This window comes from Pseudomonas sp. NY15463, assembly GCF_048068415.1.
Lineage (GTDB): Bacteria > Pseudomonadota > Gammaproteobacteria > Pseudomonadales > Pseudomonadaceae > Aquipseudomonas > Aquipseudomonas mosselii_C.
Genome location: NZ_JBLUQD010000001.1, coordinates 581,538 through 601,814, shown reverse-complemented (window position 1 = coordinate 601,814; position 20,277 = coordinate 581,538). Strand labels below are relative to the sequence as shown.

The following is a 20,277-nucleotide window of genomic DNA, read 5'->3' as shown; positions in this document are numbered from 1 at the left end:
GCTAGTCCGACAGCGCTGCTGCACTGTCTCGCCGCGCTCGGTAGACGGTGACTCCTTCACCTTCCCTGCTTTTCATCCAGGCGCCTGCCGGCGCCATGGATTGTGGTCCTGCGCATTCATCGTTTTTCGCTTCCCGCCGCCATTGAGCGGCGCCCATGTGGGCGACTGCCCGCAGAACGAGGTTCGCTATGGCAACTACCGCGCTGGAACGCCTGGTCAGTCGCATAAGCCTGGAAAAAGGCGTCAGTACGGTGCGCTGGCAATTGCTGGCGCTACCACTGGCAGCGCACTAGCCATCGTTGCGCAGGTGCCGCTCCCTGAGTTCCTGGCGCTCCTTGGCTTCGATGCACAGCGTCGCGGTGGGCCGTAGCAGTAGCCGGCGCAGGCCAATGGGCTCGCCGGTTTCCTCGCACCAGCCGTAGTCGCCGCAGGCCAAGCGCTCCAGCGCCTGGTCGATCTTGTCCAGTAGCTTCTTCTCGCGCTCCAGCGAGCGCAGTTGCCAGTGTCGCTCCTCCTCGGCGCTGCCGATATCGGCCGGATCGCTGTGTACTTCGTATTCGCGCAGGGCCCTGAACTCACTGTCGATGCGGGCCTGCAACTCGGCACGCTGAGTCAGCAGCAGGTCGCGAAAGAACTGGCGCTGCGGTTCGCTCATGTATTCATCGGGGGGTTGTTGCAGCAATTGTGCTTCATTCATGGGTACCACTCCTAAACGACAGCCTGCCAGGGGTTCAGCGTTCGAACATCAACGGCAAGCCCTGGCAGTTCGGCTGCACACGCCCTTGGTGCCAAGCAAGCTGGCCGGATACCACCGTGCTGCGCACCACGTGGTGGAAGCGATGTTGCTGGAACGGCGTCCAGCCGCAGTGGGCGAGGATCGGTTCATCTGCCACCGCCTGCGGCACCTGTAGCCGCTCCACCAAGGCGAAATCGGCCCAGTAACCCTCGCGCAGGTAGCCGCGCTCGCGAATGGCGAACAGGTCGCTCACCGCGTGACTGGTCTTGTGCACCACTTGAGCCATGCTCAGCGCTCCCTGGCTGACCAACTCCAGCGCAGCCGGCAAGGCGTGCTGCACCAGCGGCAGGCCGGAAGGTGCCTGGGCGTAAGGGCGGTGTTTTTCATCAAGGGTGTGCGGCGCATGGTCGGTGCCGATCACGTCAATGCGGTCCTCGACCAGGGCGCGCAGCAAAGCCTGGCGATCGGTCGCGGTCTTGATCGCTGGGTTGCACTTGATCAGGTGCCCCGGGCTTGCATAGTCGCTGTCATCGAAAAGCAGATGATGCAGGCACACCTCGGCGGTGATGCGCTTAATCGCCACCGGGCCAGGCTCGAACAGCGCCAGCTCCCGCGCACTGGTCAGGTGCAGCACATGCAGCCGGGTGCCAAAGCGACGGGCCAACGCCACCGCCAGGCTCGATGAGCGGTAGCAGGCCTCGGCATCGCGGATCAGCGGATGTGCCGCCGGTGGGATGAAGTCGCCGTGCCGGGCGCGCCAGGCGCGCTCGTTCTCAAGGATGCTGGGGGTGTGCTCGCAGTGCGCCAGGACTAAGGTCGGGGCGCAGGCGAACAGCTTTTCCAGCACCTCGGGGTCATCCACCAGCATGTCGCCGGTCGACGCCCCCATGAATACCTTGATGCCGGCCACCTCGCGCGGGTCCAGCGCCGCGATGGCGTCGAGGTTGTCGCGGCTGACCCCGAAGTGGAAGCCGTAGTTGGCCACCGAGCTTGCTGCGGCCCGCCGTTGCTTGTCGAGCAAGGCTTCGCGGCTCAGGGTCGGCGGCTGGGTGTTGGGCATGTCCATAAAACTGGTGATGCCCCCCGCCACCGCCGCCCGCGACTCGCTCGCCAGGGTGCCCTTATGCGGCGCGCCCGGTTCACGAAAGTGCACTTGGTCATCGATCATTCCAGGCAGCAGGTAGGCGCCCTGGGCGTCGATCTCGCAGGCCGCACGGGCGTTGAGGATGCAGCCGGCGATGCGCTCGATACGCCCGTGACGCACTAGCAAATCGCCCTCGAACTCGCGGCCTTCGTTGACCAGCCGGGCATTACGTACCAGCAGCGCGTCCATGCTCAGAACTCGTTCTGCAAGGCTTTATAGCCCTGCACCAGGTCGATGTTGGTTCGCGCCACGTCCTCAGAGAACTCCGCTGCCGACACACTGACCGGGGGGTACGCGGCAAGGTTTGTATGCGGCCCGATATGTTCGGTGGGCGGCACATAGAAGCGCGCCGGCAGGTCGCAGCCATCGACCACCGAGTTGTGCCGCACCACGCTGCCGTCGCCGACCTTGCAGTTGAACAGTACGCTGTTGAAGCCGATGAACACGCGATCGCCCACCTCGCATGGACCATGTACGATGGAGCGGTGGGCGATGGAGCTGTACTGGCCGATGCGCACTGCTGCGCCGGACTTGGAGTGAATCACCACGCCGTCCTGGATGTTGGAATTGGCGCCGATGACGATCGGCTGCATATCGCCAGTGGCGTCCACTTCATCGGCACGAATCACCGCGTAGGGGCCGACGAACACATTGTCCTGGATGATGACCTTGCCGCAGATGATAGCGGTGTGATCGATGTAGGCGGAGGCGGCGATTTCAGGGAGATGGCCAGAGGGATTTCTGCGGATCACGGTGGGCGCCTTGGGAACGGGGGAGATGTTAAATGTTACGTTATAACACTTAACTTGCAACCCCCTTCGCGTGCTCAATCGTCAGCAAGGCATTTCGTCACTGCGATTCAGCGCCACGCCCCCGCTCCCAGGGCTGGCCTCGGAGTCCGTCGCCATCCAGTAGCGGTCGCCCCCACTGCCGCTTAGCCTAGTACAGCGTCGCCACCAGGCTTTGCGGCGTGAGCGTTTCCAGTGAAGGCGTGCACCCCGCGCTCACCGCGTCTAGCGCCAGTACTGAGGTTGCTGCACCACGTGCATGTGTTGCTCGAACAGCGGCGGCAGTTGCTCCTTGAGGTAGTCGATCCAGGTGCGCACCTTGGCGTCCAGGTAGTGGCGCGAGGGATAGATCGCGTAGATCTCGCGCTGGCGCAGGCGGTGCGGTGCCAACAAACGGCACAGGCGCCCTTCACTGATAGCCTGGCTGGCCGAGTAGTACGGCAGCAGGCCCACGCCCATGCCCAGTTCGGTGGCCCGCAGCATCGCGTCGGCGACGTTGGTGAGGAAGGTGTCCTGGGGTACGATCACGCACTGCTCGGGCCCTTGGCCGAACGCCCAGTCCTCCTCGAACAACGGGTCCACCGTGCGCAGGCATACATGATGGTGCAGGTCTTCGGGGCGCTCAGGCACACCATGGCGGGCCAGGTAGTCCGGCGAGGCACACAGGATGCTATGGATGCCGCCCAGGGGGATGGCGATCAGTTGCGAGTCCGGCAGGCCCTGCCCGATGGTGATGACCACATCATGCCCTTCGGCCAGCGGGTCAGGATTGCGCTGAGACAGCGTCAGTTCCATCACCACCTCCGGGCACGCCGCGTTATAGCGCGCCACCAGCGGCATCATCAGCAGCCCCAGACCGTGGGTGCAATGCACGCGCAGGCGGCCGCGCGGCGTGAGGTGGGCGCCACGGGCCTCGTCCATGGCCTCTTCGGTCAGGTGCATGATCTGCCGCGCACGCTCCAGAAAACGCTCGCCAGCCTCGCTCATGCGCAGGCGTCGGGTGGTGCGGTGCAGCAATCGGGTCTGTAACTGGTTTTCGAGCTCGGCGACGATGCGCGACACCTGCGCAGCCGAGATATCCAGAGCGTTGGCCGCGGCGGCGAAACTGCCGCACTCCACGACTCGGGCGAAGGTACGCATCGCATGCAGCATGTCCATGGGGTGACGCTCTCATTACTCACATGAAAGGCAAGAATCTATCACGCGGCGGCCCATTTATTGTGAAACACAAATGAATACAGGAAGCTCACGATGCCGATTACCGCCAGAGAGGGCAATGACCTAGTGTCACGCGGTTGACGCCTGGTTTAGCCGAGCACTGCGCTGATCCAGGCAATTTGCCGGGTAAAGTCCTGCACTTTTTCTGGCGCCACCGCCTCGCGCGCACGCTCGAAATTGGCCAGGGCCTGCTGCTTCTGGCGCAACATGCGCTGCCACTTGAACAGGAACGCCGGGCTGCGCGCTTCCAGCAGGCGTGGCCCGAAGTACAGTTGCTCGGGGCTGTAGCGTTCCGGCTGGCCGCGCTCGGCGACGATGATCTCGTAGTCGAAGCGGTTTTCCCGCAGCACTTCCTCGCAAACGATGCGATAGCCGTTATCGGCCAACCACTGGCGCAGGGGTTGCTCGCCACCATTGGGTTGCAGCACAAGGCGCTCATGCCCGCCAAGGCGCGCTTTACCCGCTTCGAGGATGTCACGAATGGTCTCCCCGCCCATGCCGCAGATGCTCACCGCACTGATTTCATCGCCGGCTTCGATGGCCGCCAGGCCACTGGCCAGGCGCACGCTGGCGCAGTGCTCCAATTGGTTCTCGCGCACGCTGCGGTGGGCGGCCTGGAAAGGCGTCTGCGCCACCTCGCCCGCCACTGCCGCGCTGATCGCCCCGCGCAGCAACAAGGCCACCGGCAGGTAGCCGTGGTCGGAGCCAATATCGGCGAGCCGCGCGCCGGCCGGAATGTGCGCCGCCACACGCTCGAGGCGCATGGACAAAGTGTTTTGGTTCAACGGATGCCTCGTTCTACAGCCTGCCCGGCGCCTTGGCCGGTGTGGGGGCGCGATTCTGCCCCGACGGGCGGTGCTTTTCAAATCCAGGCGACCGCCACCCCGCTCGACCCGCCTCGCCGGCTCGCGTAGGCTGGCGGTTTTCCTTCCGTCGCAAGGCAAAGTACCCATGGCAAACGCAGACATCATCTACACCCCGGACCCGGACGCCGACTCCATTTCCTCGGATGTCACCGAGTTCAACGGCATCCTGATGACCACCCAGATCCCGCTGAAAGCCGACGGCAGCCTGGAGCTGGGCGATATCCAGACCCAGTGCGAAGCCACGCTGCAAGCGCTGAAGGCCGCGTTGGAGAAGGCCGGCAGTTCCATGGACCGCGTGCTGCACCTGACCATCTACCTCACCGACATGGCCGACCGCGCGGTGTTCAACGAGGTGTATCAGCGCTTCTTCAGCAAGCCATGGCCGGTACGTGCCGCCGTGGGCGTTGCGGCACTGGCGTTCGAGGGCATGCGCGTGGAAGTGACGGCGATGGCGGCCAAGGGCTGAAGCGAAAGAGTGACCTGTTACAGCAAGATGCGGATTGAAAAATGGACACCCTAAGCAAGGACACAGCATGAGTTACAGACTTGATCTCATCAATCGCGCGGGGCTTTTCCGCAACTACGCTGCTTGGCATGAACACGAAAATAATTGGGCCGAACCGGGACATCTGTGCATGGCGCAGTACCTGTCGGCCATCGTGTATTCGATTGAGAAACTGCACCATTTAGAACAAGAGTGCACACAACAGTACGAAGAGTTCAGCCCGAACCTTAAGTATCCCAGCCAGAAAATCTGGTTCCGCCCCCCGAGCCTGTTCGATCTATTTTTTTGTTACTCGTCCTATCTGCTGAACCTGCGATTGGCTCAGAACTCACTGACTCGCCTGCTTTCGCGTGAGTTCAAAACGTCGCTCCAACAAAGCCTGCACGGGCTTGTCAACGATAAAAAAGGTTGCAAGCTAGACGCATCAGTGTACAAATGCCTTAGAGACTACTGGCAACAATCCGGTTTTAAAGCCAAGCAGTACAGAGACCTAGAACAGCATTATGGCCTGATAACAAGAGATGCCTGGATCGTTCAGTCATCGGACGGCCCGAAGCTCAAAGTCTTTCTCCCTGACGATCCAGCAGTGCAGTCGGAAAGTAAGTTCACTTATCACAACGAGGTCGATGCGCTCGCCTTCGCTATCGATACATTCGAGCAATTCCATCGCTGTGTGAACGAGCTGAGTCAGCTGATTGGGTATGATACCCCCAGAGCGTTCGACTATAACCAATGCCTGCCCGAGGGGGTCAACGTCGGTGTTGGCATTACTGTTGATCCATCCGCTCACGTGCTCTGTGCCCGGGAGCTCCGACATGACTCAGCCGGTTCGGAAATGGTCCAGCACTTGAAAGAAGTGGACAGCAAAAAATACAGTTTTATCTGGGGCAATAACCACTTCCCAGTAACCCACTCTTTCTTCCGAGAGGCCGCATACCGCAGCGATGATGTCACAGGTGTCCTCAGTAGCGATCCGATCAAGCCCGACGTTCTGTCTGGATGAACCCTATGGTTCGCACGTACCGCTGCCCTGCGAGCCATTTCACCGCTACAATGCCCGCCTTACCGTGACAGCCCGAAACCTATAACGACATGTCCCTTCCAAAGAATCACCTGGAACTGCTCAGCCCTGCGCGTGACGTGAGCATCGCCCGCGAGGCGATCCTGCATGGCGCGGATGCCATCTATATCGGCGGCCCGAGCTTCGGCGCGCGCCACAACGCCTGCAACGAAGTCGGCGATATCGCCGAGCTGGTCGAGTTCGCCCGGCGTTACCATGCCCGCGTCTTCACCACCATCAACACCATCCTTCACGACAACGAGCTGGAGCCGGCGCGCAAGCTGATCCACCAGCTCTACGATGCAGGCGTCGATGCGCTGATCGTGCAGGACCTGGGGGTGATGGAGCTGGACATCCCGCCAATCGAGCTGCACGCCAGCACCCAGACCGACATCCGTACCCTGGAGCGGGCCAAGTTCCTCGACCAGGCGGGCTTCTCGCAACTGGTATTGGCACGTGAGCTGAACCTGCAGCAGATCCGCGCCATCGCCGCCGAAACCGACGCGGCCATCGAGTTCTTCATCCATGGCGCGCTGTGCGTGGCGTTCTCCGGCCAGTGCAACATTTCCCACGCCCAGACCGGGCGCAGCGCCAACCGTGGAGACTGCTCCCAGGCCTGCCGCCTGCCGTACACCCTCAAGGACGACCAAGGCCGCGTGGTGGCCTTTGAGAAGCACCTGCTGTCGATGAAGGACAATAACCAGACCGCCAACCTGCGTGACCTGGTGGATGCTGGCGTGCGCTCGTTCAAGATCGAAGGACGCTACAAGGATGTGGGCTATGTGAAAAACATCACTGCCCACTACCGCAAGGAACTCGACGCGATCCTCGAAGACCGCCCGGACCTGGCCCGCGCCTCCAGCGGCCGTACCGAGCACTTCTTCGTGCCGGATCCTGACAAGACCTTCCACCGCGGCAGCACCGACTACTTCGTCAGCGACCGCAAGATCGACATCGGCGCGTTCGACTCGCCGACCTTCACCGGCCTGCCGGTGGGCGTGGTGGAGAAAGTCGGTAAGCGTGACCTGCTGGTGACCACTGACGTACCGTTGACCAACGGCGATGGCCTCAACGTGTTGGTCAAGCGTGAGGTGGTGGGCTTTCGCGCCAACATCGCCGAGCTAAAGAGTGAGTCCGAGGAAGACGGCCAGAAGCGCTACCGCTACCGGGTCGAGCCCAACGAAATGCCCGAGGGCCTGCACAAGCTGCGGCCCAACCACCCGCTGTCGCGCAACCTCGACCACAATTGGCAGCAAGCCCTGCAGCGCACTTCGGCCGAGCGCCGGGTGGGTATCGAGTGGCACGCCGTACTACGCGAGCAGCGCCTGATGCTGACCGCCAGCAGTGAAGAAGGTGTGAGCGTGCAGGTGGCGCTGGACGGTCCGTTCGGCGTGGCCAACAAGCCACAGCAGGCGCTGGATCAGTTGCACGACCTGCTCGGTCAGTTGGGCACCACGATGTACCACGCCAACGCCATCGAGCTGGATGCACCGCAGGCGTACTTCATCCCCAATTCGCAGCTCAAGGCCCTGCGCCGCGAAGCCATCGAGGCGCTGACCGAAGCGCGGATCAAGGCCCACCCGCGTGGTACGCGCAAGGCCGAGACCAGCCCGCCACCGGTGTACCCCGAGTCGCACCTGTCGTTCCTGGCCAACGTTTACAACCAGAAGGCCCGCGATTTCTACCACCGGCATGGTGTGCAGTTGATCGACGCCGCCTACGAGGCCCACGAAGAGCACGGCGAAGTACCGGTGATGATCACCAAGCACTGCCTGCGTTTCTCGTTCAACCTATGCCCTAAGCAGGCCAAGGGCGTGACCGGCGTGCGCACCAAGGTCGCGCCGATGCAGTTGATCCAGGGTGATGAGGTGCTGACCCTCAAGTTCGACTGCAAACCCTGCGAAATGCACGTGATCGGCAAGATGAAGAGCCACATCATCGACTTGCCGACCCCAGGTAGCGCAGTGGCCCAGGTGGTCGGACACATCAGCCCGGAAGACCTGCTCAAGACCATCCCCCGCGCGCCGCATTGAAGCCTGTGGGCTTGCCGGACCACCGTGAAGTAGAGGGCGCGGTGGATGGCACCGGCTAGGCCGCTCCTACAGGGGGCGGCGCTGGATTCAGGGGCGGGCCTGCCGGAATGCAGGCCTACCCCGAAACAGGCTGCGCGGCATCAGCCGCACTAACGACACATAAAAGTCTCAAACGAGCCGTAAAGGCTTGATCCTCTCCTCATTTGCTGCACAATGCCAAGCTTGCGACCCTTGCGAGGCCCTGATGCAACCTACTGCCCACGACGAACGCCTGCTCAAGGCCCTGGCCCACGCCATCGTGGTCCACCCGCGCGCAACGCTGAAGGAATTGGCCGAAGCCGCAGGTGTCAGCAAGGCCACCCTGCACCGCTATTGCGGCACCCGTGACAACCTGGTGGCAATGCTCGAAAACCACGGCGAACGGGTACTCAACCAAGTGATCCACGACGCGACGCTGGACGCAGCCGAGCCTCTGGCAGCTCTGCGCCACTTGATCGGCGAACACCTCAAGCACCGCGAAATGCTGGTCTTCCTGATGTTCCAGTACCGTCCCGACACCCTGCTCGGCGAGGGCGAGGACCGCCGCTGGCTGGCCTACACCCAGGCCATGGATGCGTTCTTCTTGCGCGCCCAACAAGCGGGGGCGCTGCGTATCGATATCAGTGCGGCGGTGTTCACCGAAATGTTCCTGAGCATGATCTACGGCATGGTCGACGCCGAGCGCCGTGGCCGGGCCGCCAGCGCCAACTCGGCACAGACGTTGGAGCAGTTGTTCCTGCGCGGCGCGTTGCTCCAGGCCTGACATCGCGGCTAACCCATCCCTCGCCGGCGCCGCTTCGCGCCCCGTCAGCCAAACAAAAAAGGCCCCTGAACACACGTCCAGGGCCGAACGGCTGGATCGTCCAACCAAAGGAGCCTTCAGGCCTCGGCGGCCACCGTTTTGGGCGTGCGCTTGAGCCGCGACAGCACCCAGACGAAACAAATCGGCACGAACACCACCCCCAGCAGCGTGGCGCTGAGCATGCCGCCGATTACCCCAGTGCCGATGGCACGTTGGCTGGCCGCCCCGGCGCCACTGGCGATAGCCAGGGGCACGACGCCCAGGATGAACGCCATCGAGGTCATCACGATCGGTCTGAAGCGTAGCCGCGCAGCCTCCAAGGCAGCGTCACGCAGGCTGTAGCCCTTCTCCCACAGCTCCTTGGCGAACTCGACGATCAAGATCGCGTTCTTCGCCGCCAAACCAATGATGGTGATCAAGCCCACCTTGAAGTACACATCGTTGGGCATGCCCGCCACCATCACCGCCAACACAGCGCCCAGCGCGCCGATTGGCACGATCAGCATCACCGTCACCGGGATCGCCCAGCTTTCGTACAGCGCCACCAACAGTAGGAACACCACCAGGATCGCCAGACCAAACAGGTGTGTGGCCTGGCCGCTGGAGACTTGCTCCTGGTAGGAAAGCCCGGTCCAGGCATAGCCGATGCCCGGTGGCAGATCACGAGCCAGACGTTCCATCTCGGCCATGGCCTGGCCGGTGCTGTAACCAGGCGCCGCGTCACCGGCGATACGAATCGATGGATAGCCGTTGTAACGCACGATCTGCACCGGCCCTTCTTCCCAGCGGGTGGTGACGAAGGCGCTGAACGGCACCTGCTCACCGCTGCTATTGGGGGCGTACAGTTGCAACACGCTTTCCGGCGTCATGCGCGCGCCCTGCTCGGCTTGCACCACCACGCGCTGCTGCCTGCCCGCGTTGGTGAAATCGTTGATCACCGCCGAGCCAAACGCAGTGGCCAGGGTGCTGCTGATGGTTTCGAAGCTCACGCCCAGGGCGCGGGCCTTCTCACGGTCGATCTGCACGCGTAGCTGCGGCGCCTCGGCCAAGCCCTCCATCATGGCGTAGAGGATCACCGGGTTGCCGTTGGCCGCGCCGAGCAACTGGTCACGCGCCGCCAGCAGGGCCTCGCGGCCCAACCCGCCACGGTCCATCAGACGCAGGGCGAAACCACCGGCGTTGCCCAAGCCATCGATAGGCGGCGGATTGACCGCCATGATCGCGCCGTCGCCATGCCCGGCGAAGCGCGCATTGATCGCCTGTACCTCGGCATCGGCCGACTGCCCGGGGCCGCGCAGGGACCAATCCTTGAAGGTCGGGAACGCCAGCGCAGCGTTATCGCCCATGCCCGAGAAGCTGAAACCGCTGACCACGAACGCCGAATCCAGCGCCTCACGGGACATCAGAAACTGCTCCAGGGCCTGGCCGGTGGCGTCGGTACGCACCCGACTGGCGCCCGGCGGCAACTGTACGTCGACGATCGCGTAGCCTTGGTCTTCCACCGGCACGAACGACTCCGGCAAGCGCAGATAGAAGAAGCCGAGCATGGCGAGGATCCCGGCATACACCAGCATGCAGCGTCCGGCGCGGCGCACCAGCGCATTGTTCATCAGCGCGTAGCGCTCGGTCAGGCGGGCAAAGCCACGGTTAAAAGCGCCGAAGAAACCGCGCTTTTCATGATGCCCCTGGGGTACGGGCTTGAGCAGCGTGGCGCACAGCGCTGGCGTGAAGGTCAAGGCCAGGAACCCGGAGAACAGGATCGACACCGCCAGCGACAGCGAGAACTGCTGGTAGATCACCCCCACCGAGCCGGACATGAACGCCAGCGGCATGAACACCGCCGACAGCACCAAGGTGATGCCGATGATCGCCCCGGACACCTGCCCCATGGCCTTGATCGTCGCCTGCACCGGCGACAGCCCTTCCTCGGCCATCAGCCGCTCGACGTTCTCCACCACCACGATGGCATCGTCGACCAGGATGCCGATGGCCAGCACCATGCCGAACATGGTCATCATGTTCACCGAGAAGCCCAGCAGCTTCATCACCGCCAGCGTGCCCAACAGGCACACCGGCACCACGATGGACGGAATCAGGGTGTAGCGGATGTTCTGCAGGAACAGGAACATCACCAGGAACACCAGCACCATGGCTTCGATCAGGGTGGTGATGACCTTGTCGATGGCTACGTCGACGAAGCGCGAGGTGTCGTAAGGCACCGAATACTCGACCCCTTCGGGGAAGAACGCCGACAGCTCGGCCAGGCGCTGCTTAACGCGCTCGGCGGTCTGCAAGGCATTCGCCCCAGGCGCCAGTTGCACCGCGCCAGCCACCGCCGGGCGGCCGTTCAGGCGTGAGGCGAAGTTGTAGCTCTCAAGGCCCACCTCCAGGCGCGCGACGTCCGCCAAGCGCACCAGCGAGCCATCAGGATTGGCCCGCAGGACTACCCGACCGAACGCCTGCGGGTCGTCCAAGGTGCCCTGCACCGCCAGGGTGGCGGTCAGTTCCTGCTCGCTGCTGCCTGGCGAGGCGCCAAAGCTGCCGGCCGGCACCTGTACGTTCTGCCCACGAATGGCAGCGCCCACGTCATCGATGGACAAGCCATAACCCACCAGCTTTTGCGGGTCGACCCACACACGCATAGCGGCCTCGGACGAGAAGAACTGCAACTTGCCCACCCCGGACACCCGGCGCAACTCGTTGTTGATATTGCGCGCGGCGTAGTCACCCAGTTGCGTGGTATCGGCGCGCTGGTAGCCATCCTTGTAGCTCAGGGCGTAGATCAGCAAGAAACCTGCACTGCTCTGCTCCACCTCCAGGCCTTGGGTAATCACCGCCTGGGGTAGACGCGCCTCGGCCTTCTTCAGGCGGTTCTGCACGTCTACCTGGGCCAGTTCCGGGTCGGTGCCCGGTTCGAAGGTCACGACCACTTCGGCCATGCCATTGGCGTTGTTGGTCGATTCGAAGTACAGCAGGTTCTTGGCACCGTTGAGCGACTCCTCGATGACACTGGTCACCGAGTCCACCAGCACCTTGGCCGACGCCCCAGGGTAGCTCGCGCTAATCGTGATCTGCGGCGGAGCCACGCTTGGGTATTGAGCCACTGGCAGCAGCGGGATCACCAGCAGTCCGGCCAGCGAGATGAACAACGCCACGACCCAGGCGAAGTTCGGCCGATCGATGAAGAATCTGGACATTACGCTTCCTCGTCTCAGCGTGCCGCGGCTTGATTGGCCTGGACCACGGACACCGCAGCGCCGGCAGACAGGCCGGCAGGGCTGCCGACGATGACCTGATCACCGCTCTGCAACCCTTGCGTGATTTGCCAGCGCGCGCCCTGCATAGCCCCGGTCGTCACGTTGCGCGCCTCGGCCACGTTGCCTTTGCCGACCAGCATCACCCGAGCCTGACCGTCGCTGCCTCGCTGCACCGCGCGTTGTGGCACCAGGATCGCCTGACGGTCGACGCCTTGCGGAGTGTGTACACGCACGTACATGCCGGGCAGTAGGATGCCGTCGCGGTTGTCGAAGCGCCCCCGCAAGGTGACCTGGCCGGTGCTGCGGTCCACCGCCACATCAGTGAACACCAGGGCACCCTGGCGCTGGTACTCGGTGCCTTCCACCTCGGCGGTCAGCGCCTTCTCGTCGTCCTTGGCCAAGGTGCCGTCCTTGAACGCCTGGCGCAGGCGCAAGGCATCGGCGGCTGATTGGGTGAAATCGACGTAGATCGGATCAAGCTGCTGGATGCGTGCCATGAGCGTGGCGTCGCCCTGCCCCACCAGCGCGCCCTCGGTGGCCAAGGCTCGGCCGATACGCCCGGAGATCGGTGCAGTGACCGAGGCATAGCCCAGATTCAGGCGCGCCGTCTGCACGTCGGCCAGGGCCGAGCGCACCGCAGCCTGGGCGCTGCGCAGGTTGGCGCTGGCGGTGTCGAAGTCCTGTTGGCTGACCGCCTGGATCTGCACCAACGGCTCGTAGCGGCGCACCCGGGCCTGGGACTCGTATTGCACCGCCTGGGCCCGCGCCAGATCGGCCTCGGCGCGGGCCAGTGCAGCCTTGAACGGCGCTGGGTCGATCTGGAACAGCAGATCGCCGGCCTTGACGTCGGCACCTTCTTCGAACGTTTTGCGCATGACGATGCCGGCCACTCGGGCGCGTACTTCGGCAACCCGCATCGGCTCGACCCGACCCGGCAACGTAGATGCCAGGGCCAGGGTTTCGTGGGTGACCGTCACGGTTTCTACCGGCAATGCCGCAGATGCTGCCGGCGGCGCATCCGCAGCTCCGCAGCCAGCCAACAGCACGGCGGCCGCCAGACCGCTGGCCATTCCAAATGCACGCATATTGCCCATGACTTCACCCGAGCCTTTGATAAAGAACGGCGCGAATGGTAAGGGCGGGCCCAAGATGAGTCAATTTTGTCTCAGGTGGTATTTGTGTGAACAATTGTAATCATGGCCTGGTCGAGCTGTGGCTCGTTGCAGCGCATGCCAGGGTCAAGGGCGCAGCAATGGCGGCAGCGGTGCCCGATCAGCACGCTTTAAAACGGCTCGCGTTGTGTGTAAAACACAGAGTTCCCATGCTTGGCAGAAAAGGATTCCCGGCAATGAAATACCGTCCACTTGGCACCTGTGGCCTGCAGGTCTCAGCCCTGACCCTTGGTAGCATGATGTTCGGCGAACAGACCAGCACCGAGGACGCCTTGCGCATCATCGACAAGGCCTGGGACCAAGGCATCAACTTCGTCGATACCGCCGATGTGTACAACGGCGGACGTTCCGAAGAAATCGTCGGCGAGGCGGTGGCGCGCAATCGGCAGGACTGGATCGTCGCATCCAAGGCCGGCTACGGTCCGGTGGATGGCCTGCCGAACCGCAGCGGGTTGTCGCGCAAACATCTGTTCAACGCCCTCGACGCCACGCTCACGCGCATGGGCACCGATTACCTGGACATCTACTACCTGCACCGCGAAGACCACAGCGTACCGCTGGAGCAGACCGTGCGCGCCATCGGCGACCTGCTGGCCCAAGGCAAGATCCGCTACTGGGGGGTGAGCAACTTCCGGGGCTGGCGGATTGCCGAGATCTGCCATGTGGCCGAGCAACTGGGCGTGCCAAAGCCGGTGGTCAGCCAGCCGCTGTACAATATCGTCAACCGCCAGGCCGAACCCGAGCAACTGACTGCCGCAGCTTTTCATGGCCTGGGCGTGGTGCCGTTCAGCCCACTGGCGCGTGGCGTGCTCAGCGGCAAGTACGCACCGGGCTCGACACCGGACGCAGGCAGCCGCGCCGGGCGCCAGGATAAACGCATCCTCGAGGTGGAGTGGCGCCAGGAATCGCTGGCCATCGCCCAGAAAATCCATGCCTACACCGAGGCCAAGGGTGTGGGTATCGTCGAGTTCGCCATCGCCTGGGTGCTCAACAACCAGTTGATCAGCTCGGCCATCGTCGGGCCGCGCACCGAAGCGCAGTGGGACACCTACGCAGGTGCCCTGGAGGTGAAGATCAGCGCCGAAGACGAAGCCTTCATCGACTCGCTGGTGACCCCAGGGCATGCTTCGACGCCAGGGTTCAATGACGTGGCGCACTTCGTCAGCGGGCGCTTGGCGCGTAGTTGATGCTTTCAGCCTTGTGTCGCGATGGGTCGCGTAGCGGCCCCCAAAATGGATGCCCTTAAGCAAATCCTGGGGCCGCTACGCAGCCCATCGCGACACACGGCCGCTGCTACAAACTCCCCATTGGGGAGCCCGACGCCGGTATGCCGGTCCCCCCTTTCCCCAATCACCTCGGTATCGTGCGCCCCCTCGAATTCATTTGCGATGGAGCCTCCATGAAACTCTTCGAACCCCTCAAGCTCGGCCCTCTCACCTTGCCCAACCGAGTCTTCATGGCGCCGCTGACGCGCTTGCGCAGCCTGGAGCCGGGCGATGTGCCGACCCCGATGATGGCCGAGTACTATACCCAGCGCGCCAGTGCCGGACTGATCATCAGCGAAGCCACGCAGATCTCGTTCCAGGCCAAGGGCTACTCGGGCTCGCCGGGCATCCATACTGCCGAGCAGATCGCCGGCTGGCGCCAGGTCAACGAAGGCATCCACGCCGCTGGCGGCCACAGCGCCGTGCAGGTTTGGCACACTGGCCGCATCTCGCACACCACGCTGCAACCAGGCGGTGAAGCACCCGTCGCGCCGTCGGCGCTGGCTGCCAATGCACGTACCACGCTGCGCGATGCAAACCGCAACCTGACCCGCGTGGAAACCTCTACCCCGCGCGCGTTGAGCGAAGCTGAAATCGCCGGCATCGTCGCCGACTTCGGCCAAGCCGCCAGCAACGCCCGCGAGGCCGGGTTCGACTTCATCGAGTTGCACGCCGCCCACGGCTACCTGCTGCATCAGTTCCTGACGCCGAGCGCCAACCTGCGCGAAGACCGCTACGGCGGTAGCGTCGAAAACCGCGCGCGCATCGTACTGGAAGCCGTGGACGCGGCCATCGCTCAGTGGAGCGCCGAGCGCGTCGGCATTCGTATCTTCCCGCTCGGTGGCTTCAACGGCATCGATAACGGCGAAGACCAGGAAGCCGCCGGCCTGTACCTGATTGGCGAGCTGGCCAAGCGCAACCTGGCCTACCTGCACCTGTCCGAACCCGATTGGGCTGGCGGCAAGCCGCTGCGTGACGAATTCCGCGAAGCGATCCGCGCCGCCTACCCCGGTGTGATCGTAGCCGCCGGCGCCTACACCGCCGAAAAGGCCGAAGACCTGCTGGGTCGGGGCTTGATCGATGCCGTGGCGTTCGGGCGTGCGTTCATCGCCAACCCGGACCTGGTGGAGCGGCTCAAGCAAAACGCGCCGCTGAACCCACACCGCGCCCAATTCGACTATGCCAATGGGGCTGAAGGCTACACCGACTACCCATTTCTCAAGCAGACGTGAATTCAGCTCATCGGCGTCGGCCTGCCCGATCAGCCCGTGCTGACTTGGCCGCAGACCTACAGCTCCCAGGGCACCCCGGCTTCCCAACTGTGCACCAGCAGGTCGATGAAGCCGCGCACCCTGGGTGACAGGTGCCGCTTGCTGGGGTAGACGATGCGGATCGGGTCGGCCGGCGGCCGATAATCGTGCAACACCTCCACCAACGTGCCGGCGCGTAGGTCGTCACTGGTGATGTAGGTGGGCAAGTGGATCAGCCCGAAGCCAGCCCGTGCGCCTTCGAGCATCGCCTCGGAGCTGTCGATGTTCAGCCGCCCCGGCTCCTCGCACAGGTGCAGCCCAGCCTCGGTTCTAAAACGCCAGGGGCTGGACTTCTCGCCGACCAGAAACGCGATCTTGTCGTGGCCGTAGAGGTCTGCCGGGACCTGAGGTATGCCATGCACGGCAAGATAGCCGGGCGATGCGCAGGTGACGAACTGCTGCCAGGCCACGGTACGGGTGAGCAACTGCGAGTCTTCCTTTGGCGCGCCGATGCGTACGGCCACGTCGACGCCCTCTTCCACCAGATCGACGAAGCGGTCGGTGAAGCGGATATCGGCGCGCAGTTCGGGCCACTGCTTGAGGTAACGGTCGAGGATCGGCAGCACATGCCGTTGGCCGAACGACAGCGGCGCGGTCAGGCGCAGTGTACCGCTGGGCTTACCCCGGCGTTGGGCCATAGTGGTGTCGACTTCGTCCAGGTCATCGAGAATCTGCTGCCAGCGCTCGAACGCCACCTGCCCTTCGTCGGTCAGGCTCAGCTTGCGCGTGGTACGGTTGAGCAGACGCACCGCCATGCGCGCCTCAAGCCGGGCGATGCTCTTGCCCACCGCCGAGCGGGTCAGGCCTAGGCTACTGGCGGCAGCGGTGAAGCTGCCGGCCTTTACGGCACTGACGAAGGCGGCTATATCGCCGAAGCGGTTGAGTTCCATGCTGAATTCCAAGGCAAGACAAGGCCTGCTAGATGGGTGCGGATCGACCGATTGCAAGGCCTATTGAATGATCCGCACCCAAGGTTCACGGCCTGGCCTGGGCGGCATGCCCACCCAACTGCGCCGCCCAGCTCGCCAGCGGCAACGGTGGTTGCTGGTCGACGATACGCCGCCAGATCAGCGACAGCTTGTCGCCATCGAACAACGATGCCGCGCCGCCACCGATCCAGCCGCGCGGCTGGATCGCCACCCACTGCCCGGTCGCATCGCGCTGGCCCATCTGAAAACGGAAGGTGTAGTGGCCTGGGATGCCCATGCGCAGGTCAGTCACCACCAGCGCATCGCCCACGGCGTCGTAGCGCAACCAATCGTCGGTGAACCAGCGCAGCCGATCGTGCAGCGCATCGCCGTCGAGCCGCTTACCCAGCGCCAGGTTGCGCGGTTGGCGCAGCAACTCGGGCGGCTCACGGTCGAACAGGCCACTAATGCCCTCGTAGTAGTCGCCATCCGGGGTCTTGGCCAGCACCCGCCAGAGCAGTGTGTTGAACGCGATAGGCACCGCGCGTACCTCACTGGCGGTAATGCCTTGTTGTGCCAAGGCCACGTCGAAGCGTTGCTCGGCGGCCATCCGCCCAGCCAGGCCAAAGCCCAGGTAGACCGTGCTGAACGCCAGGGCCACGGACAGCCCGGCCAGCGCCCGTCCGCGCAGGCCCTTAAGCGCGGCATACAGCACGGCCAGCAACAACGGCAAGGTGTATACCGGATCGATGATGAACACCGCAGCCCAGCTTTGCGGCGTGACCTGCAACGGCCAGAACAGCTGGGTGCCGTAGACGGTGAACGAATCCAGCAGCGGGTGGGTAACCAGCACCAGCCAGAACGCCACGAACAGGCGCGTTGCCGTGTAGCCCTTGTCGGGCCAGCGCTTGGCGACCAGCCAAGCCAGCAGCAGGGCCAAGCCTGTGAGCACGAAGATCGAGTGCGAGAAACCCCGGTGGAAGGTCATCTGCGACACCGGATCCGCGTAGCGAACCAGTACGTCCAGGTCGGGCAAGGTGCCCAGGGCCGCGCCGTAGGCAAGCGAGCGACGGCCCTGGATACGGCCGAGCACGGTGCCTTGCAAGGCCGCGCCGAGAACCGCTTGAGTGAGAGAGTCCATAGGTAGGTTCCGCAACGTGATGGCGAAACCTACCGTTATCCTGGCGGGCTGTGCAAACGCAGGGGCGTCATCGATTATCGCAGCCATAGAGAAAAGCCATTGAATGGCAACGCACAGGTGCAGTAAGCTCGGGCTCATTCACTGGAGAGCAACATGCCGAAACACACCTGCAACCACGCCCACCCCACCGGTCGCTCTGCGCGCCGCGTGCTGGCCGTTGCCGGTCGTAACGCCGTTGCACCGTTTTATTTTGGTTATTGGTTTAGCTACTAGGCGCCGATAACCCAACCGGCGCCCACTTTCGAGGGGCCGCCGAACACGAGAATACTCAAACCCCCGGTCGGCCTCCCGACCGGGGGTTTTGTTTTTCCGGGCCCCGCACTTTCAACGATTCATCTTGAGGACAGATTCATGAACTACGCCAACTACTTCTACGCAACCTCCTATGCCTGGCGATTTAGCCAATCCCGTTCGGGCCAGCCTGCCGCCTCCGTTCGGTCGATTTCCGGTGGCACTGCCGCACAAGAACCTAATTTGACGACCAGTCGAACACCTCGATAGGGCCGACCACGCGGGTCAGTACCCGCCGTCCGCCCAGGGAAAAAAGCCATGCACGCCTCGAACCTCGCCCTGACCCAGCCACAAGCCGCCAACACCACCGTCAGCAAGCGCCTGCCCAGCCCGCACCTGCTCAAGCAGCAGATGCCGATGTCTAACGAACTCACTCAGCAAGTCCACACACACCGCCAAGCGATCCGCGCGATCCTCGAAGGTCGCGACGAACGCCTGCTGGTGGTGGTCGGTCCGTGCTCGATCCACGACCCGCGCTCGGCCCTGGAGTATGCCGATCGGCTGGCCACCCTCAGCCGCCACGTCAGCGACAAGCTGCTGCTGGTGATGCGCGCCTACGTGGAAAAGCCCCGCACCACGGTGGGCTGGAAAGGCCTGGCCTACGATCCGCACCTCGATGGCAGCGACGACATGCACGCAGGCATCGCCCTGTCGCGGGGCTTGATGCTGAGCATGCTCGAGCGCGGCCTGCCGATTGCCACAGAACTGCTGCAACCGATGGTGGCCGGCTACTTCGACGACCTGCTGGGCTGGGCAGCCATCGGCGCACGCACCACCGAGTCGCAGGTACACCGCGAAATGGTCAGCGGACTGGAACTGCCGGTAGGCTTCAAGAATGGCACCGACGGTGGCGTCGGCATCGCCTGCGATGCCATGCGCAGCGCAGCCCACCCGCACCGCCACTTCGGCATGGACGCCCAGGGCTACCCGGCGATCATCGAGACCCTGGGCAACCCGGACACCCACCTGGTACTGCGTGGCGGGCACAAAGGCCCGAACTACGACGCCCAAAGCGTCGCCATGGCACGCCAGGGGCTGGCCAAGGCGGGGCTGGCGGCACGGATCATGGTCGATTGCAGCCACGCCAACAGCGGCAAGGACCCGGCCCGTCAACCGGCCGTCTTCGAAGACGTGCTGCAGCAACGCCTGGCCGGTGACCGCTCGTTGGTAGGCGTGATGCTCGAAGGCCACCTGTTCGACGGCTGCCAGGCCCTGGGCAAAGGTGCGTTGAAATACGGCGTGTCGATCACCGATGGCTGCCTGGGCTGGGACTCGACCGAGCAGATGCTGCGTCAGGCAGCCGAACGCTTGTAGGATCAATCAGCAAGCCTTGCGAGACATGCCCCAGACAAGTGCGCTAGGCTTGCTGTTTTTCACCTCAAGGAGCAGTTTCCATGGCCCGTGCTACCGCCCGCCACATCCTGGTTGCCACCGAAGACAAGTGCAACGAACTCAAAGCCCAGATCGAAGCGGGTGCCGACTTCGCCGAAATCGCCAAAGCCAACTCCACCTGCCCGTCCAGCCGCCAGGGCGGTGACCTGGGCTCGTTCGGCCCAGGCCAAATGGTCAAGGAATTCGACACCGTGGTGTTCAGCGCCCCGGTCAACACCGTGCAAGGTCCGGTTAAAACCCAGTTCGGCTACCACCTGCTCGAAGTGACCAGCCGTCAGGACTAAGCCTTC

Annotated in this window: 17 protein-coding genes and 1 pseudogene; 9 read left to right on the top strand and 9 right to left on the bottom strand. The window is 63.6% G+C overall.

Features of this window, described 5'->3' with window-relative positions:
• Positions 1–191 precede the first annotated feature (191 nt).
• Positions 192–293, top strand: a pseudogene (locus ACNFIC_RS03055) (MgtC/SapB family protein); the annotation flags it as partial.
• On the opposite strand, the gene dksA reads toward ACNFIC_RS03055, so the two are convergent.
• The 5 genes from dksA to ACNFIC_RS03030 form a co-directional block, all read right to left on the bottom strand.
• Positions 290–697: an RNA polymerase-binding protein DksA gene (gene dksA, locus ACNFIC_RS03050; RefSeq protein WP_138217668.1), complete on the bottom strand. Its 408-nt coding sequence runs from the start codon at positions 695–697 to the stop codon at positions 290–292. The pseudogene ACNFIC_RS03055 and the gene dksA sit on opposite strands and share 4 nt — an antisense overlap.
• A gap of 34 nt (positions 698–731) precedes the next feature.
• A complete protein-coding gene (locus ACNFIC_RS03045; RefSeq protein ID WP_416779826.1) occupies positions 732–2,069 on the bottom strand; it encodes a dihydroorotase in 1,338 nt (445 codons plus the stop codon).
• Between the two features lie 2 nt (positions 2,070–2,071).
• Positions 2,072–2,632: a carbonate dehydratase gene (locus ACNFIC_RS03040; protein ID WP_416779824.1), complete on the bottom strand. Its 561-nt coding sequence runs from the start codon at positions 2,630–2,632 to the stop codon at positions 2,072–2,074.
• 261 nt (positions 2,633–2,893) lie between these two features.
• The gene (locus ACNFIC_RS03035) at positions 2,894–3,826 is read right to left on the bottom strand and encodes a LysR family transcriptional regulator (protein ID WP_138217666.1); all 933 of its coding nucleotides are present in this window, start codon (positions 3,824–3,826) and stop codon (positions 2,894–2,896) included.
• A 149-nt stretch (positions 3,827–3,975) separates the two neighbouring features.
• On the bottom strand, positions 3,976–4,671 hold the full coding sequence (locus ACNFIC_RS03030) for a tRNA (adenine(22)-N(1))-methyltransferase (protein ID WP_138217665.1): 696 nt from the start codon (positions 4,669–4,671) through the stop codon (positions 3,976–3,978).
• 166 nt (positions 4,672–4,837) lie between these two features.
• Here ACNFIC_RS03030 and ACNFIC_RS03025 point away from each other — a divergent pair, with 166 nt between their 5' ends.
• From ACNFIC_RS03025 to ACNFIC_RS03010, 4 genes are all read left to right on the top strand, one after another.
• Positions 4,838–5,218: a RidA family protein gene (locus ACNFIC_RS03025; protein WP_138217664.1), complete on the top strand. Its 381-nt coding sequence runs from the start codon at positions 4,838–4,840 to the stop codon at positions 5,216–5,218.
• A gap of 67 nt (positions 5,219–5,285) precedes the next feature.
• Positions 5,286–6,260, top strand: coding sequence for a hypothetical protein (locus ACNFIC_RS03020; protein WP_416779822.1), 975 nt, complete (start codon positions 5,286–5,288; stop codon positions 6,258–6,260).
• Between the two features lie 89 nt (positions 6,261–6,349).
• Positions 6,350–8,350, top strand: coding sequence for a peptidase U32 family protein (locus ACNFIC_RS03015; RefSeq protein WP_416779820.1), 2,001 nt, complete (start codon positions 6,350–6,352; stop codon positions 8,348–8,350).
• 244 nt (positions 8,351–8,594) lie between these two features.
• A complete protein-coding gene (locus ACNFIC_RS03010) occupies positions 8,595–9,152 on the top strand; it encodes a TetR/AcrR family transcriptional regulator (protein ID WP_138217660.1) in 558 nt (185 codons plus the stop codon).
• A gap of 116 nt (positions 9,153–9,268) precedes the next feature.
• Here ACNFIC_RS03010 and ACNFIC_RS03005 read toward each other — a convergent pair whose 3' ends face one another.
• Positions 9,269–12,388: a multidrug efflux RND transporter permease subunit gene (locus ACNFIC_RS03005; RefSeq protein ID WP_416779818.1), complete on the bottom strand. Its 3,120-nt coding sequence runs from the start codon at positions 12,386–12,388 to the stop codon at positions 9,269–9,271.
• A gap of 14 nt (positions 12,389–12,402) precedes the next feature.
• Entirely contained in the window at positions 12,403–13,542 is a 1,140-nt protein-coding gene (locus ACNFIC_RS03000) for a MexC family multidrug efflux RND transporter periplasmic adaptor subunit (RefSeq protein ID WP_416779816.1), read from the bottom strand.
• Between the two features lie 254 nt (positions 13,543–13,796).
• Between ACNFIC_RS03000 and ACNFIC_RS02995 the strand changes: the two genes are divergently transcribed.
• Positions 13,797–14,807 carry an aldo/keto reductase gene (locus tag ACNFIC_RS02995; RefSeq protein WP_416779813.1) on the top strand — a complete coding sequence of 337 codons (1,011 nt, stop codon included), beginning with the start codon at positions 13,797–13,799 and terminating at the stop codon, positions 14,805–14,807.
• A 212-nt stretch (positions 14,808–15,019) separates the two neighbouring features.
• Positions 15,020–16,117 carry an alkene reductase gene (locus ACNFIC_RS02990; protein ID WP_416779811.1) on the top strand — a complete coding sequence of 366 codons (1,098 nt, stop codon included), beginning with the start codon at positions 15,020–15,022 and terminating at the stop codon, positions 16,115–16,117.
• Positions 16,118–16,173: 56 nt separating this feature from the next.
• On the opposite strand, the gene ACNFIC_RS02985 is transcribed toward ACNFIC_RS02990, so the two are convergent.
• Together ACNFIC_RS02985 and ACNFIC_RS02980 are read right to left on the bottom strand one after the other, a co-directional pair.
• Positions 16,174–17,085, bottom strand: a complete 912-nt coding sequence (locus ACNFIC_RS02985) for a LysR family transcriptional regulator (RefSeq protein WP_416779809.1) — start codon at positions 17,083–17,085, stop codon at positions 16,174–16,176.
• 85 nt (positions 17,086–17,170) lie between these two features.
• On the bottom strand, positions 17,171–18,244 hold the full coding sequence (locus ACNFIC_RS02980; protein ID WP_138217654.1) for a metal-dependent hydrolase: 1,074 nt from the start codon (positions 18,242–18,244) through the stop codon (positions 17,171–17,173).
• Between the two features lie 609 nt (positions 18,245–18,853).
• On the opposite strand from ACNFIC_RS02980, the gene ACNFIC_RS02975 reads away from it, so the two are divergent.
• The gene (locus ACNFIC_RS02975) at positions 18,854–19,909 is read left to right on the top strand and encodes a 3-deoxy-7-phosphoheptulonate synthase (protein WP_138217653.1); all 1,056 of its coding nucleotides are present in this window, start codon (positions 18,854–18,856) and stop codon (positions 19,907–19,909) included.
• An 80-nt stretch (positions 19,910–19,989) separates the two neighbouring features.
• Positions 19,990–20,271, top strand: coding sequence for a peptidylprolyl isomerase (locus ACNFIC_RS02970; RefSeq protein ID WP_054884552.1), 282 nt, complete (start codon positions 19,990–19,992; stop codon positions 20,269–20,271).
• Positions 20,272–20,277: the final 6 nt, after the last annotated feature.